Raw genomic sequence first — 16,123 nt, 5'->3', positions numbered from 1 at the left:
GCGGTGTGGCTGGAAGCCCGGTACCCCGCAACCTGGAACGGTGCCCCAGCAAACCTCAGGGCGAAACCAAGTCATCCTTCGGGGTGTCATTGGCACCGTTCTGCTCATGCCAATACGCGGTAAGCACCTCATTGACCTTGCCCGGATTCTCCTGATGGGCATAATGGCCCGCATTCGGAATCGTCACCAAGGCCCGACGCGGAGAAAGCCCCCGATCCCGCTCGATGGTCGAGCCCAACAGATACCGGTCATCCGCCCCGCGTAATCCGAGAACAGGTATGTCGATCGGGTCCCGCATAGTCGCCATGAACCGCTTGCCGTCAGGCCGCCATTGGCTCCGAAAGGCCCATCGCTGGTACTCCAGCGCACTGTGCGCGGCGCCCGGGATGCGAATAGCGGTCCGCATACGTGACGCCGTCTCGGTGAATTCGGCCGTGCGCGACCAAGGTTCGCCGACCCGCTCACGCAGCAACCGCTCCACCTCGGCCCCGCCCCGCCGCGTGAGAAGGTTCTCGGGATATCGCGGCAACTGGTAGCGCAGGAATTGGGGCAGCCAGGCGGAGCGCTGTGCGGGGTCGCGCAGGACGGCACTCTTCAACGCGGCGGGGTGCGGCGAGCTCACGAGCGCGATGGACCGAACCAGGCGCGGATGCAGGACCGCGGTGGCCCAGCAGACGAGGCCGCCGTCGGCGTGCCCGACGAGGGTCGCCTCGGTGTGGCCGAGCGCGCGGATGAGCCCGGCGACGTCACCGGCGAGAGTCCACCCGTCGTAGCCGCGTGGTGGTTTGTCGGTGTCGCCGTACCCGCGCAGGTCCACGGCGACGGTCCGGTACCCGTGTCCGGCGATTCCGGTGAGTTGATGACGCCACGACCACCAGAAGTCGGCGAATCCGTGCAGCAGCAGCACCAGCGGCGCGTCGGTGGGCACGGTGGCGTCGGCTTCGACGACGTGGAAGCGGATCCCGTTGGCGTGCACGTCCCGGTGGGTCCACGGGCCGTCGTAACGGACGGTGGACGGATCCGGGGCTGAGTTGGACGACACGCCGATCGAGCCTAGTGGGCGGGTCCGGTCGTGGCGACCGGGCCCGCCGGGTGAGCACGTCAGTTCTTGGACTTCTCCAGCGCCGGGGTGTGCTCGCGGTGGGCGAGTGCCTGCGGCAGCACCTCGGCGCTCTGCTTGAGTGACCCGATCGTCTTCTCCGGTGCCTTCAGTTTCTTCACCTTGCGATACCCGAGGAATGCCAGGAGCGCGGTGGCGACCACCATCAACGCGAAGACGATGAGGAACGCCGCCCACCGGTACAGCCACACATCGAGCAGTTCGGCGAGGAAGAAGAAAAAGAAGAACGAGCTGAACAGCAGGACCGTCAGCGCGAGGATGAAGAAGACACTGCCGGTGAGGCCCTTCTTGACCTCGCCGGTGACCTCGGCCTTGGCCAGCGCGACCTCGGCGCGCACGAGCGTCGACAGCTGCTCGGTGGCGTCGCGGACAAGGCTGCCGATGCTGGCCGATCCGGGCGGATTGGCGTCGGTCAACGGGATGGAAGTGACCGTCCGACCGTCATTTCCGCCTTGGGTGTAACTCACTTCGTCGACCCTTCTCCCTGTGGTAACTGGTCCGCATCGCGGCGCGCGGCGTGCACACGTCCTCGGCGCAACAGTAGCGCCGATCCGATCAGCGATGCTGCCATGGAGGTGACCGACACGGCTATCGGTGAAACCGTAGCGTGCCGGTCCCCGATCAGTTGCCGCCGGTGCGGATGGCCTCGAAGACGGCGGGGTCGACGAGGGTGGAGGTGTCGCCGAGTTCGCGTCCTTCGGCTACGTCGCGTAGGAGTCGGCGCATGATTTTGCCGCTGCGGGTTTTGGGGAGTTCGGGGACGAGGTGGATTTCGCGGGGTTTGGCGATGGGGCTGATCTGTTTGGCGACTTCGGCTTTGAGGGTGTCGACGAGGGTGGTGTCGGGTGTGGTGGCGCCGGTGAGGATGACGAAGGCGACGATGCCTTGGCCGGTGGTGGTGTCGGTGGCGCCGACGACGGCGGCTTCGGCGACGCTGGGGTGGCCGACGAGGGCGGATTCGACTTCGGCGGTGGAGATGCGGTGGCCGGAGACGTTCATGACGTCGTCGACGCGGCCGAGGATCCAGAGGTCGCCGTCGGTGTCGAGTTTGGCGCCGTCACCGGCGAAGTACCAGCCCTGTTCGGCGTAGCGGTCCCAGTAGGTCGACCGGTAGCGGTCCATGTCGCCCCAGATGCCGCGCAGCATCGACGGCCACGGCTTGTCGAGCACGAGGTATCCGTTGGCCTCGGTTTCGCCGAGTTGTACCGCTTTGCCTTCCTCGTCGACGACGTTGGCCGAGATGCCGGGCAGTGCGCGCATGGCCGCACCGGGTTTGGTGGCGGTGACGCCGGGCAGTGGGGAGATCATGATGGCGCCGGTTTCGGTCTGCCACCAGGTGTCCACGATGGGGGTTTTGTTGGCGCCGATGACTTCTCGGTACCAGCGCCATGCTTCGGGGTTGATCGGTTCGCCGACCGAGCCGAGCAGGCGCAGGCTGGTGAGGTCGTGGGTGTCGGGGATCTCGCGGCCCCATTTCATGAATGTGCGGATCAGGGTGGGGGCGGTGTAGTAGATGGTGACACCGTATTTTTCGATGATCTCGAAGTGGCGGTGCTCGGTGGGGGAGTTGGGGGTGCCTTCGTAGACGACTTGGGTGGCGCGGTTGGCCAGGGGGCCGTAGACGATGTAGCTGTGTCCGGTGACCCACCCGATGTCCGCGGTGCACCAGTAGATGTCTTGTCCTGCTTTGTGGTCGAAGACGTTGTGGTGGGTGTAGGCGGCTTGGGTGAGGTATCCGCCGCTGGTGTGCAGAATCCCCTTGGGTTTTCCGGTGGTCCCCGACGTGTAGAGGATGAACAGCGGATGCTCGGCCGGGAACGCCTGCGCCTCGTGCGACGACGAAGCGGCGGACACGGTTTCGTGCCACCACAGGTCGCGTCCATCGGTCCACGGCACCTCGGTCCCCACCCGGCGCACCACCAACACATGCTCCACCGACGACGGCACATCACCGTTGGCGGCCAGTGCCTCGTCGACCGCCTCTTTCAGCGGCGCGGGCTTACCCCGCCGCCACTGCCCGTCGGTCGTGATGACCAGTCGCGCCTGTGCGTCGTCCACCCGCTGACGCAACGCGCTCGGCGAGAACCCGGCGAACACCACCGAATGGGTGAGCCCCAACCGCGCACACGCCAGCATCGCCACGATCGCCTCGGGCACCATCGGCATGTAGATGGCCACCCGGTCACCGGCGACCAGCCCGAGCTCGGTCAGATAGTTGGCCGCCCGCGAAACCTCCTCGAGCAGTTCCCGATAAGTGATGGCGCGCGAATCGCCGGGTTCGCCCTCCCAGTGGATGGCCACCTGGTCACCGTGCCCGTCCAGGACATGCCGGTCGACGCAGTTGTAGGCCACATTCAGCTCGCCGTCGGCGAACCAGCGCGCCACGGGCGCGTCGTCCCAGTCCAAGACCTGTGTGAAGGGTGTATGCCAGTGCAGGCGGCGCGCCTGCTCGGCCCAGAAGCCCTCGCGGTCGGCGTCGGCCCGCTCGTAGAGTTCGGCACCGGCATTGGCGGCAGCCGCGAACTCGGCGCTCGGAGGAAACGAATCCTGATGTCCTGCAGCGGTTTCGGTCATGTCGATGTCAGCCTCACATGCCTGGTGCGGTCGGGTCGGTCGCCAGGGCGCAGCCGTGGCACCTCGACAGTAACGAACGTTCCCCGACCCTTGTGAGCGTTGCGTTGGCCCGGTTTCCGAGACGTTCAGAGGGCTTGATTCATCCGGTGAGTTCTCGGACAGGGCAGGCGATCCCGGGCTATCGTTTTAGATCGACCGTTCAGCTGATGGTTCCGAGAATTGTTCATATTTTTCTGTCGAACAGGAAGGGTTCGGCAATCTTTTCCGCGTATTCGGCATGTAACCGAAGGGATACATGTGACGCGGATGATGACTGCGCCCCTTCATGTCATGGAAGCGAACCGGGAGAGATCGTTGAGATTCATCAGAGCGACCGCGTTGATCGCGGCGGGACTCGTGGCCACAAGCCTCGGTCTCACCGCGTGCTCGTCCGATGACAGTGCCGATGCGAGCATTGTCACCACCAATGCCGGAGAGCCACAGAATCCCCTGGTACCGACGAATACCAACGAGAACATGGGCGGCCGCGTGGTCGACCGTTTGTTCGCGGGCCTGAAGTACTACGACGCCAACGGCGAAGCGCACGACGAGATGGCCGAGAAGATCGAGACCACCGACCGCAAGTCGTATCGCATCACCATCAAGCCGAACTGGAAATTCACCGACGGCACAACCGTCACCGCCGAGTCCTTCGTCGACGCCTGGAATTACGGCGCCCTCGGCACCAACGCGCAGTTGCAGGGATACGCGTTCAGCCAGATCGCCGGTTTCGACGAGGTGAATGCCGAGCAGCCCAAAGCACAGACCATGTCGGGCCTGAAGGTGGTCGACGACCGGACCTTCACCGTCGAATTGAAATCGCCGTCGATCGACTTCGAGAGCGCCCTCGGCTACGCGCCGTTCTATCCGCTGCCCGAGGTGGCGTTCAAGGACATGAAGGCCTTCGGGGAGAAGCCGGTCGGCAACGGCCCCTACGCTTTCGAGTCGTGGGAGCACAATGTCAAGATCGATCTGAAGCCCAACCCGGACTACCCCGGCGGTAGGCCCGCGAAGAACAAGGGCCTGCGCTTCGTGATGTACCAGTCCTACGAGACCGCCTACGCCGATCTGCAGGCAGGCAATCTCGACGCTCTCGACACAATTCCCGACAGCGCCCTGAGCACCTACAAGAGCGACCTCGGCGACCGCGCGATCACCAAGCCGACCGCCCAGAACCAGCACATCGGCATCCAGTCCAACGTGCCGCATTTCGCTGGCGAGGAAGGCGTGCTGCGCCGCAAGGCGATCTCCATGGCGATCAACCGCCCGCAGATCATCGAGAAGATCTTCAACGGGTTGCGTAATCCCGCACGCGACTTCACGGCGTCGACGCTGCCCGGCTTCAACGCGAACCTGCCGGGCGCCGAGGTGTTCGAGTACAAGCCGGAGGAGGCCAAGAAGCTGTGGGCCCAGGCCGATGCCATGTCGCCGTGGGCGGGATCGCGCTACACCATCACCTACAACTCCGACGGCGGCCACCAAGCCTGGATCGAAGCGGTGGCCAACAGCGTGAAGAACACCCTCGGCATCGACGCCGTCGCCAGCCCGGTGCCCACGTTCAAGGACGTGCGTGACGCGGTGAACGCCGAAACCATCGGCACCGCTTTCCGTTACGGCTGGCAGGGCGACTACCCGACGATGATGCAGTTCCTCGGGTCGAACTACTACAGCTACTCCGAGACCAACAATGTCAACTACAACAACCCCGAGGTGGACCGCCTCTTCGACGCCGCCATGGCCGCGGCGACGAAGGAGGAGTCCTACAAACTCATCGGGCAGGCACAGGCGATCCTGATCCGGGATATGGCCGATATCCCGGTGTTCGATTACATCGCCGCCGCGGGCCGCTCCGATCGGGTCACCAAGGCCGAACTCGCCTGGAACGGCCTGTTCGACTTCGAGAACATCGAGAAGTAACCACTCGCCGCCGGGCCGGGTCACGAAAAGTGGCTCGGCCCGGCCGTTTTCGGAGGAATGATGACTTGGTACATACTCCGGCGCCTGCTCCAGATGATTCCGGTATTCCTCGGCGCCACCCTGCTGATCTACGCGATGGTCTTCCTGATTCCCGGCGACCCGATCAAGGCGCTGGCCGGGGAAAAAGCACTGACCCCGGCGGCCGAGGCGGCATTGCGCGCCCGATATCACCTCGATCAGCCGTTCATCATGCAATATCTGCACTACCTGCAGGGCATTCTCACCCTCGACTTCGGTACCTCGTTCTCCGGCCGACCGGTGCGCGAGGAACTCGAACGCGCCTTCCCGATCACCATCAAACTGGCGTTCCTCGCCGTGCTGATCGAAGGCTTCTTCGGCATCCTGTTCGGTTTGATCGCCGGTTTGCGCAAGGGCAAACTGTTCGATTCGACAATGCTGATCGCGAGCCTGGTGATCATCGCGCTGCCGGTGTTCGTCGTCGGTTATCTCGCCCAGTTCCTGCTCGGCGTGAAATGGGGTATCGCGCCGGTGACCGTCACCGGGAACGCGAGTCTCGGTGAACTGCTCGTCCCGGCTTTCGTGCTCGGTTCGCTCTCGTTCGCCTATGTGTTGCGCCTGACGCGGAACTCGGTGGCGGAGAACAAGTCCGCCGACTATGTGCGCACGGCCACCGCGAAAGGGCTCGGTCGCCGTCGCGTGGTCACGGTGCACATTCTGCGCAATTCGATGATTCCGGTCGTCACTTTTCTCGGTGCCGATTTCGGTGCGCTGATGGCGGGCGCCATCGTCACCGAGGGCATCTTCAACATCCCCGGCGTCGGCGGAACCATGTATCAGGCGATCATCCGAGGTGAACCGCCGACGGTCGTGTCGTTCGTGACGGTGCTCGTCGTGCTGTTCCTGCTGATGAACCTGGTCATCGACCTGCTCTACGCCGCGCTCGACCCGAGGATCCGCTATGCCTGACAAGCAAACGCATTTCGTTGCCCCCGCCGACGAGGTTGAGGTGCTCGCCACCGACCGTGTGCTCGACGCGGGCACGCCGACCAGCATCTGGGGCGATGCGTGGCGGCGGCTGCGGCGCAACCCGGTGTTCCTCGTGGCCGTGGTGCTGATCGTGCTCGTGCTGCTGGTCGTGGTGTGGCCGTCGCTGTTCACCAGCCAGGACCCGCGCCACTGCCTCGGCGAGTTCGGGATGGACGGACCGCGCCCCGGTCACCCGTTCGGTTTCGACAAGCAGGGTTGCGACATCTACGCGCGCACCATCTACGGCGCCCGCGCGTCGGTGACCGTCGGTGTGGGGTCGGCGCTGCTGTTCCTGGTGGTCGGCGGGGTGCTCGGCGCGCTGGCGGGTTTCTACGGCGGCCTGCTCGACACCGTCGTCTCGCGCATCGCCGAGATCTTCTACGCCATCCCGATGGTGCTCGCCGCCATCGTGCTGCTGCAGCTGCTCCGCCCGGCCGGAATCACCACGGTGATCGCGATCCTCGTCGCGTTCACCTGGCCGCAGGCCGCGCGCATCGCCCGTGGCGCGGTGATCGAGGCCAAGAACAGCGAATATGTCACGGCGGCGAAGGCACTCGGGGTGTCGCGATTCGGCACGCTGATGCGGCACGTGCTGCCGAACGCGGCCAGCCCGCTCATCGTGGTGGCGACGATCTGGCTCGGCGTCTTCATCGTCACCGAGGCGACGCTGTCCTACCTCGGTGTCGGCCTGCCGCCCGACATCGTCGCCTGGGGCGCCGACATCTCGCGTGCCAAGTCCGAGATCCGTACCTCGCCGATCCTGTTCTATCCGGCGACCGCGCTGGCCATCACGGTGCTGAGCTTCATCATGCTCGGTGACGCGGTGCGCGACGCGCTCGATCCGAAGGAGCGCACCCGATGACCGCCGAACCCCTGCTCGACATCCGCGATCTGGAGGTGAGCTTCACCTCCGACGGCAAGCCTGTGCCCGCTGTGCGCGGGGTGAATCTGACCGTCTACCCCGGGCAGACCGTCGCCATCGTCGGCGAGTCCGGGTCGGGCAAGTCGACCACGGCGCACGCGATCATCGACCTGCTACCCGGAACCGGCACGGTGACCGGGGGGTCCATCCTGTTCGAAGGCAAGGATCTGACCAAGGCCTCGGCGAAGGAGATCGTCGCCGTCCGGGGCAACGGGATCGGGCTGGTCCCCCAGGACCCGATGTCGAATCTGAACCCGGTGTGGAAGATCGGCTTCCAGATCCGGGAAACCCTGGAGGCCAACGGGATCGCCAAGGGCGCCGCCGCACGCGAACGAGCGGTGGAACTGCTCGCCGAGGCGGGGATGACGGATGCCGAGCGGCGGGTGAACCAGTACCCGCACGAGTTCTCCGGCGGGATGCGCCAGCGCGCGCTCATCGCGATCGGGCTGTCGTGCAGGCCGAAGCTGCTCATCGCCGACGAACCCACCTCGGCGCTCGACGTCACCGTGCAGCGGCAGATCCTCGGCCACCTCGAGAAGCTCACCACCGAGCTGGGAACGGCCGTGCTGCTCATCACCCACGATCTCGGCCTGGCCGCCGAACGCGCCGAACACCTGGTGGTGATGTATCGCGGTCGGGTCGTGGAATCGGGTCCGGCCCTGCGGATCCTGCGCGACCCACAGCACGCCTACACCAAGAAGCTGGTGAGCTCGGCGCCCTCGCTGGCGGCGCAACGGATGTCGTCGTCGCGGCAGCGGGCGAAAGTGCGCGACCGTGCCGTCGAGGTCGCCACCACCGAGGCGCTCCCCGACACGGTGCTCGACGTGCGGAACCTGACCAAGGCGTTCAGGATTCGCGGCAAACGACCGTGGCAGTCGACGGACTTCACCGCCGTCGACGACGTGAGCTTCCGCGTGGAACGCGGCACGACCACCGCGATCGTCGGTGAATCCGGTTCGGGCAAGTCGACCATCGCCCAGATGGTGCTCGGGTTGCTCGAACCGACGGCAGGCTCGGTGGTGTTCGACGGTCAGGAGGTGTCGTCGCTGGACAGCAAGGGCGCCTTCGCCTTCCGCCGTCGCGTGCAACCGATCTTCCAGAACCCCTACGGTTCCCTCGACCCGATGTACTCCATCTTCCGCACCGTCGAAGAACCCCTGCGGGTGCACAAGATCGGCACCGCCGCCGAACGCGAGAAGGTGGTGCGCGACCTGCTCGACAAGGTGTCGTTGCCGTCGTCGGTGCTGCGGCGCTATCCCAACGAGCTGTCCGGTGGGCAGCGGCAGCGGGTGGCGATCGCCCGAGCACTCGCCCTGTCGCCCGAACTGGTCGTCTGCGACGAGGCCGTGTCCGCACTCGACGTGCTGGTGCAGGCGCAGATCCTCACTCTGCTCAACGACCTGCAAGCCGAGCTGGGGTTGACGTATCTGTTCATCACCCATGACCTGGCCGTTGTCCGGCAGATCGCGGACAACGTGCTGGTCATGCGGGCCGGGAAGGTTGTCGAGTCGGCCACGACGGACGAGGTGTTCGCGGCACCGAGGCAGGAGTACACGCGGGATCTGCTCGAGGCAATCCCAGGACGGGAGTTGTTGACCGGGTAGTGGCGTGCGTCGGCGGCGTATCGTTGACTGGTCCGAGGTGGTGCGACGTGGCTCGCTGAGGTGGGGAGGCGCCGGTGGATCGAATCGATGCGGAGCGGCAGGCCGAGCTGGAGGCGCGTCGCCGCCGGGCCAAGACCCCAGCGGCGAAACGGCTCGCCGAGGTGTTGTGGCCCGACCGGGTGTGGCCGAGGGCGCGTGGGCTCCATGTGGCCGTCGGGGCCGGTGCGCTGGAACGGTAGCCTCGTATGTCGTGACTGATCCGCTGCAGCCCCTGGTCGACCTGCCCGGCGTGCGTGAGGCCGCCGACAAGGCGCGCGACGCGCTCGCGGCGGTGCACCGGCACAAGTCGAACCGGCGTGGCTGGGCGACCACCGCCGCCGAGGCCGCGGTCCGCGCGGCGCGTTCGTCGGCCGCCATCGAGGGCGCGAGCACGGACCTGCCCGCCGACGGCAAGGTCGGCGATCCGGTGCTGGCCGGTGCGCTGCGGGTGGGTCAGGCGCTCGACGGTGACGCGCTCACCAACCTGGTCGGCACCTGGCGCCGCGCCCCCTTGCAGGCGCTGGCCCGGCTGCACCTGCTCGCCGCCGCCGATCTCGTCACCGATCAGCAGGAACTCGGCAGGCCACGCGCCGTGCCCGGGGTGGCCGAGCGGCTGGACCTGCTGGCCCAGACCGTGCAGACCAGCACGGCGCCCGCGCCGGTGATCGCCGCGATCGTGCACGGCGAGCTGATGACGCTTCGCCCGTTCGGCACCGCCGACGGCGTCGTCGCCCGGGCCGCGTCGCGACTCGTCGCGGTGTCGACCGGGCTCGATCCCCGCAGTCTCGGCGTCCCCGAGGTGTTCTGGCTGCGGCGCAGGCAGGCCTATCTCGACGCGGCCGCGGGCTTCGGTATGGGCACCCCGGAGGGGGTCGGCGGGTGGGTGCTGTTCTGTGCTGGCGCACTCGAAGACGGTGCACGAGAGGCCAACTCGATCGCCGACGCGGCCGCGAGCTGACCTGTCCCGCACATCGAAACGGGCGGCGTGCCGATTGCTCGACGTCGCCGCCCGCTAGCACGGAACACCTGGTTACCAAGCGTGCTGGGGTGGGTTGTGTTCGGTGGCCTCGGCGATCATCCGAACCCCGCCGGTTCATCCCCGCAACCTGTGCGAGGCTCTCGCCGACGACTGCCCGAATTTCGCAGGCCCACAACTCTGCTGCCCTTGTCGCGGCGCGCTCCGCGTGGGTGCCTGGCGTCCGTGCTGGGAAGGGTGGGATGGGAAACGAAACCTTCTCTTCCGGTCCCGCCTTGGCCTTCCGTCCTTCCGTGACTCCATTCTTACACTGTGACCGCGCTCACTTCAAGCGTTTCTCGGGCATTGCCGAATCCGGTTGTTTTCGGCGTGTCAGTCGGCGATCCGTGCTGGGACGTCGACGTTGCGTCGCAGGTCAGCGACGTTTACGCAGCAGTCGGTAGCTGATCGCGCCCGCCAGCACGGCGCTGAGTCCGACGGCCGCTGTCGCCGCGACGGTGGTGCCCGACGGCGCCTGGAACCGCGACCACAGCGACACCGGATTGGAGAAGGTGAGCACCGGCCAACCCTGCGCGACGGCCTCCTTGCGCAGCGCCCGGTCGGGGTTCACCGCCGTGGGGTGACCGACCGCGTTCAGCATCGGCAGGTCGGTCGCCGAGTCGGAATAGGCGTAGCAGCGCGACAGGTCGTAACCCTCTGCGGCGGCGAGCTTCTCGATCGCGGCCACCTTGCCCTCGCCGTAGCAGTAGAACTCGATCTCGCCGGTGTATTTTCCGTCCTCGACGACCATCCGCGTCGCCTCGGTGTGCGAGGCGCCGAGCGCCTCGGCTATCGGCCCGACCATCTCCTCGCCGGACGCCGAGACGATCACCACGTCGTGTCCTCGGATCTTGTGATCGGCGATCAGATCGGCGGCCTCGGCGTAGATCAGGGGGTCGACCAACTCGTGAAGTGTCTCGGCGACAATGGATTTCACCTGTCCCACATCCCAGCCCGCGCACATATTGGCCAGGTTTGCCCGCATTCGTTCCATCTGGTCGTGATCGGCGCCCGACAGCAGGAACAAAAAGTGGGCGTAGCTGCTCTCCAGTACGGCTCGGCGGTTGAGCAGACCCTGCGCGTAGAAGGGTTTGCTGAACACGAACGCACTCGATTTCGCGATCACCGTTTTGTCGAGATCGAAGAACGCGGCCACGCGTCCGCCTGCCGTCGGCGCACGGCCCGTGGAATCGAGTGTTGGGGCCGTAGGCGGAGTCTGGTGGCGATCGGCGGTCACGACAACAGGATAGGCACGCGTGCCGACGGGTGCGGGATCCGGCCGCTCAGGCAACTGTTCGGCGTTTGCCCCGTGGACGCCGGAGGGCGCGAATCGCCGAAGAATGTCGGCCGACGCTACTTGCGCCCTCGACGGGTGATGGGTGTAGTATTGCTGGCACCTGGACATGGTCCAGGCGCGTTCAGCCCGACCCCCCGGGGCTGAACCCGACGGCCCCAGCCTCCTCCCCCCCGGCTGGGGCCGTCCTCTATTTCGGGGACGTTTACTTTCATCCGGCAGCGTCTTCGCGAGTTATCCACACCCCGCGAGTTATCCACAATCGCCGTGCGAGGGGTGTCCGCGAAGCTTCGGCGCGACCACGCTGAACCGCATGAACCTCGCCCCGACCGCCACCTCGATCTCGCCCGCCCTGGTGCTCGTGCGCGACGAACGGCTGCGTGCCGAGGTGCGCAGGGTCGCCGCGGCCGCCGAACGGATGACCGACGAGCGGAGCATGCCCGTCGGCAGGCATGCCTGGGCCGGTGCGGGTCTGGTGATTGTCGACACCGATGCCGCGATCGCGGCCGCTGCGGCAGGCTGCCCGAGGCGAGCGGGGATCGTCCTGGTCACCGAAGGGGAACCGGCCGTCGCCGACTGGCAGGCCGCCACCGCGGTGGGCGCCGAACGCGTCGTCGGGCTGCCGGGTGCCGCGGTCGCGCTGGTGGAGCAGTTCGCCGAGCACGCCGAGTCGCGCACCGGTGAGGGGGTGGTCGTCACGGTCGCGGGCGCCGGTGGAGGAGCGGGCGCCTCGACCCTCGCCGCCGCGACCGCCTTACGCGGGGCGGCGCTGCGGGTGCGGCGCGACGCGGTGCTCATCGACGGTGCGCCGCTGGACGGCGGAATAGACCTGGTGCTCGGCATGGAGAACGTCACCGGGCTGCGCTGGCCCGATCTGGTGATCGAGGACGGCCGGGTCTCGGCTGCAGCGCTGCACAGTGCGCTGCCCGCCGCGTGCCCCGGCCTGGCGGTGCTGTCGTGCGGTCGCACGGGTCCGCCCGCCGAGCTGACTCCGGCCGCGGTGCGCGCGGTGATCGAATCCGGCAGGTCCGCAGGCGATCTGGTCGTGTGCGACGTGTCGGCCGAACGGGGGGCGGCGGCCGATGTCATGGTCGATGCGGCCGATCTGGTCGTTCTCGTCGTGCCCGCTCGGCTGCGTTCGGTGGCGGCCGCGGAGGTGGTCTCGGCGTATCTCGGTGAGCGGAACCCGAACCGCGGCCTGGTGGTTCGCGGGCCCGCGCCCGGTGGGTTGCGCGGCGCGGACGTCGCCGAAGTACTCGGTCTGCCCCTGCTCGCGGCGGTTCGCGGCCAAGCCGGGTTGGCCGCGCGGGTCGAACGCGGCGGGCTCAGCATGCGCAGGCGCGGCCCGCTCCGCGACGCCGCCGACGCGGTCCTTGCCATGATCGGAGCGCAGGTGTGATGACCACCTTCGTCACTGTCGACCTGCTCGAACGGGTCCGCGAACGCCTCGCCGAGCAGGCAGGCGTACCCGACGCGGCCCAGCTCGCCGCCGCCATCCGCGCCGAAGCCGGTGGTGTCCTCGCCGACACCGATCTGCTGCGTGCCCTACGCCTGTTGCAGACCGAGATGACCGGCGCCGGGTTGCTCGAACCCTTGCTGCACGACCCGAGGGTGGCCGACGTGCTCGTCACCGGACCCGAGTCGGTGTGGATAGACCGCGGTCACGGCCTCGAACGCACCGACGTCCGTTTCGCCGACGAAGCGGCGGTGCGGCGGCTGGCCCAGCGTCTCGCCCTGGCGGCGGGCCGCAGGCTCGACGACGCCCAACCCTGGGTCGACGGGAAACTCGCGGGCACCGAGGCCACCCTCGGCGAAGCGTTCGGCGTCCGCCTGCACGCCGTCCTCGCGCCGGTAGCTCACGACGGCACCTGCCTGTCGCTGCGTATCCTGCGTCCGGCCACCCAGGGCCTCGACGCCCTCGCGGCGGCCGGTTCCCTCCCCGGGACGGCCCGCGCCCTGCTGGCCGACATCGTCCGCGCCCGCCTGGCGTTTCTCGTGGTGGGTGGAACCGGCGCGGGAAAAACTACGTTGTTGTCCGCGCTGCTGGCCGCCGTCGACCCCGCCGAGCGCATCGTCTGCGTGGAAGATGCCGCGGAACTGGCACCCGTCCATCCGCACGTGGTGCGGCTGGTGGCCCGGACGGCCAATGTGGAAGGGGTCGGAGAGGTCACCGTTCGCGATCTGGTGCGGCAGGCACTGCGAATGCGACCCGACCGCATTGTCGTGGGGGAAGTGCGGGGCGCGGAGGTCGTCGATCTGCTCACCGCGCTGAACACCGGACACGACGGTGGTGCGGGGACGGTGCACGCGAACTCGCCTCAAGAAGTCCCCGCTCGTCTGGAAGCCCTTGCGGCCCTCGGTGGAATGGACCGTGCGGCCCTGCACAGTCAGCTGGCCGCAGCGGTTCAGGTCGTCCTCCACGTGCACCGTCGTGCCGACGGCACCCGGGGTCTGCGGGAGATAGGGATCCTTCACCGCGACTCCGACTCCATCGGCATCATCCCTGCCTGGCGTTCCGATGCCGTTGCGACCCCGGGTGCCCCGGAACTGGCCAGGCTTCTGAGATCGAGGCTCGGATGAGCCGGGGAGGGGCTGGGACGTCTTGGTCGCAGGTAGCCGCTGCGACAGCTCCACAGGTCCGTCGTGAGTTGTGCACAGTTTTACCCAGGTTGGGGATACGTGCCCGGATGTGATGACGAGCGGTTGTGCCAGCGGGCGTACCTCTGTTGCCGATGATCGGCCGAGGCCCGCTCGCAGCGTAGATGTCCTGCGTTGCTCGACCGATTGATGGGCCCTTCTTCTCGAATGTCATGCGCTGGAGAACGATTGGAGGTGGAGTTGGTGAGTGCTGGATTGCTCTGCTGTGCGGTCGCGATGCTTGTGCTCCCCGTGGCGGGAGGACAGCGCAGGTTCGCGCGATTGTTCGGCCGTGGACGGTCGAGCCGTGTGCAGCGCGTTCCTGTGGAGTGGTGTGCAGGGATTCTCGTGGGGTGCGCGGCTTTCGGCTTCGGGGCCGGAACAGGATTGGCGGCGCTCATGCTCGGTGCGACGGTCGCTGTGCGCCATCGGCGAGCCCGGGCCGAGCGAGTTCGCCGACAGGAATGTGCGCATCTGCTGGCCGGTTTGGAAGCCGTCGTCGGTGAGTTGCGGGTGGGAGCACACCCCAGCGCGGCGGCGGAGTCGGCGGCAGGTGAGTCGCGTGGTGAGGCGGCGCGGGTGCTCGCGATCAGCGCGGGCCGAAGCCGCCTCGGTGGTTCCGGTGCCGACGGGCTCGTGCACCCGGATTCGGTTGTCGCCGAAGAACTGTCGCCGATAGCGGCGGCTTGGCGGGTGGCTGAACAACACGGCCTGGCCCTGGCCGAGCTCCTTGCCGCCGCCCGCACCGACCTCCTCGCCCGCACCCGCTTCCGCGACCGCACCGAATCAGCACTGGCGGGCGCCCGCGCCTCCGCCACCGTCCTCGCTGGCCTCCCGCTCGTCGGGATCGGCCTCGGCCAGTTGATGGGCGCCGCACCGTTGTCCGTGCTGTTCGCCTCGCCCGCAGGTGCATTCCTCTTACCCCTGGGAACCGCGCTGGCCTGCTGTGGATTGCTGTGGACAGATGTCATCACGCGCCGAGGGACGGCATGAGTGTGCGGGCACCGAGCTTCACCACACGAACGGTGTCGGCTGGAACGGATCCCGCGAAAGCCATTCCGACGCCGACCTGCCAGTCGTTGTGGACAGATGTGGACAGATTCCGATGATGGGTGAAAGGGGTTGTCGTGCAGCACGAAATCGGTAGCTCGCCACCGATTGCGGTACTGATTCTGGCCGGAGCTCTGTTGGTGCTGCCCGGGCGGGTGGCGGTCAGCAGGAGATTGCGGGCACTCGATCCCGTGGCGGCGGCGGCTCCGGCGCGGGTCACGGCGAAGGCCGATCCGTTGGGGTCGGCTTCGGCATTCGATCTGCTGGCCGCGTGCCTGCGAGCCGGGTTGCCGATGGCGGCCGCCGCCCGGGCCAGCGCTTCCACCGCGCCACCGGTCCTGCGCGCGGCCCTGCTGCGAGCCGCCGATCTACTGGCGCTCGGCGCCGACGCCGCCACGGCGTGGGAGCGTGCCGCAGCCGATGCGGTCGGCTCTGCGGGCGCCGACGAAGTCGAGTCGCTGGCCCGGATGGCGCGCCGCTCGGCCCGCTCGGGTGCCTCGCTGGCCACCGCGGTCACCGAATTGGCAACGCAGCGACGCGAAGTGGTGGAGGACGCCGCCGTAGCACGGGCCGAACGCGCGGGTGTGCTGATCGGCGGCCCGCTCGGCCTCTGCTTCCTGCCCGCCTTCGTCTGCCTCGGGATCGTCCCGGTGGTGGTCGGCCTGGCGGGCCGGGTGCTCGGCAACGGGGGTCTGCCGTGAACGCCCACCAGGCCCGCCACGAAACGTCACCGCGCGGATCGTCCGCGCGGTGGGAAATGAGAGGGGATCACGATGACGCACGTACGCACCGTCTACCTGCAGGCCCGAGCCCGCTTCACCCGTCTGCTCTTCGACGACGCCGGAATGTCCACGGCGGAGTACTC

At 67.6% G+C, this 16,123-nt stretch carries 14 protein-coding genes and 1 pseudogene; 10 read left to right on the top strand and 5 right to left on the bottom strand.

Going from position 1 to position 16,123, the window contains the following annotated elements:
- Positions 1-55: 55 nt before the first annotated feature.
- The 4 genes and pseudogenes from NC7_RS00560 to acs all read right to left on the bottom strand — a co-directional run bounded on the left by NC7_RS00560 (position 56) and on the right by acs (position 3,694).
- Positions 56-1,042 carry an alpha/beta fold hydrolase gene (locus NC7_RS00560; protein ID WP_067977579.1) on the bottom strand — a complete coding sequence of 329 codons (987 nt, stop codon included), beginning with the start codon at positions 1,040-1,042 and terminating at the stop codon, positions 56-58.
- Positions 1,043-1,101: 59 nt separating this feature from the next.
- Positions 1,102-1,587 carry a phage holin family protein gene (locus NC7_RS00555; RefSeq protein ID WP_067977578.1) on the bottom strand — a complete coding sequence of 162 codons (486 nt, stop codon included), beginning with the start codon at positions 1,585-1,587 and terminating at the stop codon, positions 1,102-1,104.
- Positions 1,584-1,742 (bottom strand): annotated as a pseudogene (nhaA, locus tag NC7_RS29905) (Na+/H+ antiporter NhaA); the annotation flags it as partial. The gene NC7_RS00555 and the pseudogene nhaA, both read right to left, overlap by 4 nt.
- A complete protein-coding gene (gene acs, locus NC7_RS00550) occupies positions 1,742-3,694 on the bottom strand; it encodes an acetate--CoA ligase (RefSeq protein ID WP_067977576.1) in 1,953 nt (650 codons plus the stop codon). The gene acs and the pseudogene nhaA, both read right to left, overlap by 1 nt.
- Positions 3,695-4,024: 330 nt before the next feature.
- On the opposite strand from acs, the gene NC7_RS00545 reads away from it, so the two are divergent.
- From NC7_RS00545 to NC7_RS00525, 6 genes are all read left to right on the top strand, one after another.
- Entirely contained in the window at positions 4,025-5,650 is a 1,626-nt protein-coding gene (locus NC7_RS00545; RefSeq protein ID WP_084457696.1) for a peptide ABC transporter substrate-binding protein, read from the top strand.
- A gap of 60 nt (positions 5,651-5,710) precedes the next feature.
- Entirely contained in the window at positions 5,711-6,637 is a 927-nt protein-coding gene (locus tag NC7_RS00540; protein WP_067977585.1) for an ABC transporter permease, read from the top strand.
- A complete protein-coding gene (locus tag NC7_RS00535) occupies positions 6,630-7,559 on the top strand; it encodes an ABC transporter permease (RefSeq protein WP_067977574.1) in 930 nt (309 codons plus the stop codon). The genes NC7_RS00540 and NC7_RS00535 overlap by 8 nt, the downstream gene beginning before the upstream one ends.
- Entirely contained in the window at positions 7,556-9,223 is a 1,668-nt protein-coding gene (locus NC7_RS00530) for an ABC transporter ATP-binding protein (protein WP_067977572.1), read from the top strand. Before NC7_RS00535 ends, NC7_RS00530 begins: the two co-directional genes overlap by 4 nt.
- A gap of 74 nt (positions 9,224-9,297) precedes the next feature.
- A complete protein-coding gene (locus tag NC7_RS28815) occupies positions 9,298-9,462 on the top strand; it encodes a hypothetical protein (RefSeq protein ID WP_157101783.1) in 165 nt (54 codons plus the stop codon).
- Positions 9,463-9,473: 11 nt separating this feature from the next.
- Complete coding sequence (locus NC7_RS00525) at positions 9,474-10,220, top strand: Fic family protein (protein WP_067977570.1); 747 nt, start codon at positions 9,474-9,476, stop codon at positions 10,218-10,220.
- Between the two features lie 433 nt (positions 10,221-10,653).
- On the opposite strand, the gene NC7_RS00520 is transcribed toward NC7_RS00525, so the two are convergent.
- Positions 10,654-11,514 carry an HAD family hydrolase gene (locus NC7_RS00520; RefSeq protein WP_373861213.1) on the bottom strand — a complete coding sequence of 287 codons (861 nt, stop codon included), beginning with the start codon at positions 11,512-11,514 and terminating at the stop codon, positions 10,654-10,656.
- A gap of 370 nt (positions 11,515-11,884) precedes the next feature.
- On the opposite strand from NC7_RS00520, the gene ssd reads away from it, so the two are divergent.
- The 4 genes from ssd to NC7_RS00500 all read left to right on the top strand — a co-directional run bounded on the left by ssd (position 11,885) and on the right by NC7_RS00500 (position 15,959).
- Positions 11,885-12,970 (top strand): septum site-determining protein Ssd, encoded by a 1,086-nt coding sequence (gene ssd / locus NC7_RS00515; protein ID WP_067977567.1) that lies wholly within the window; start codon positions 11,885-11,887, stop codon positions 12,968-12,970.
- On the top strand, positions 12,970-14,151 hold the full coding sequence (locus NC7_RS00510; RefSeq protein ID WP_067977566.1) for a TadA family conjugal transfer-associated ATPase: 1,182 nt from the start codon (positions 12,970-12,972) through the stop codon (positions 14,149-14,151). The genes ssd and NC7_RS00510 overlap by 1 nt, the downstream gene beginning before the upstream one ends.
- A gap of 405 nt (positions 14,152-14,556) precedes the next feature.
- The gene (locus tag NC7_RS00505) at positions 14,557-15,201 is read left to right on the top strand and encodes a type II secretion system F family protein (protein ID WP_307613588.1); all 645 of its coding nucleotides are present in this window, start codon (positions 14,557-14,559) and stop codon (positions 15,199-15,201) included.
- A 134-nt stretch (positions 15,202-15,335) separates the two neighbouring features.
- Positions 15,336-15,959 carry a type II secretion system F family protein gene (locus NC7_RS00500; RefSeq protein ID WP_236573787.1) on the top strand — a complete coding sequence of 208 codons (624 nt, stop codon included), beginning with the start codon at positions 15,336-15,338 and terminating at the stop codon, positions 15,957-15,959.
- Positions 15,960-16,123: the final 164 nt, after the last annotated feature.

Source organism: Nocardia caishijiensis NBRC 108228 (assembly GCF_001612825.1).
GTDB classification, from domain to species: domain Bacteria; phylum Actinomycetota; class Actinomycetes; order Mycobacteriales; family Mycobacteriaceae; genus Nocardia; species Nocardia caishijiensis.
Note: the sequence above shows the minus strand (reverse complement) of the source record. Positions and strands in the feature narration are given on the sequence as shown.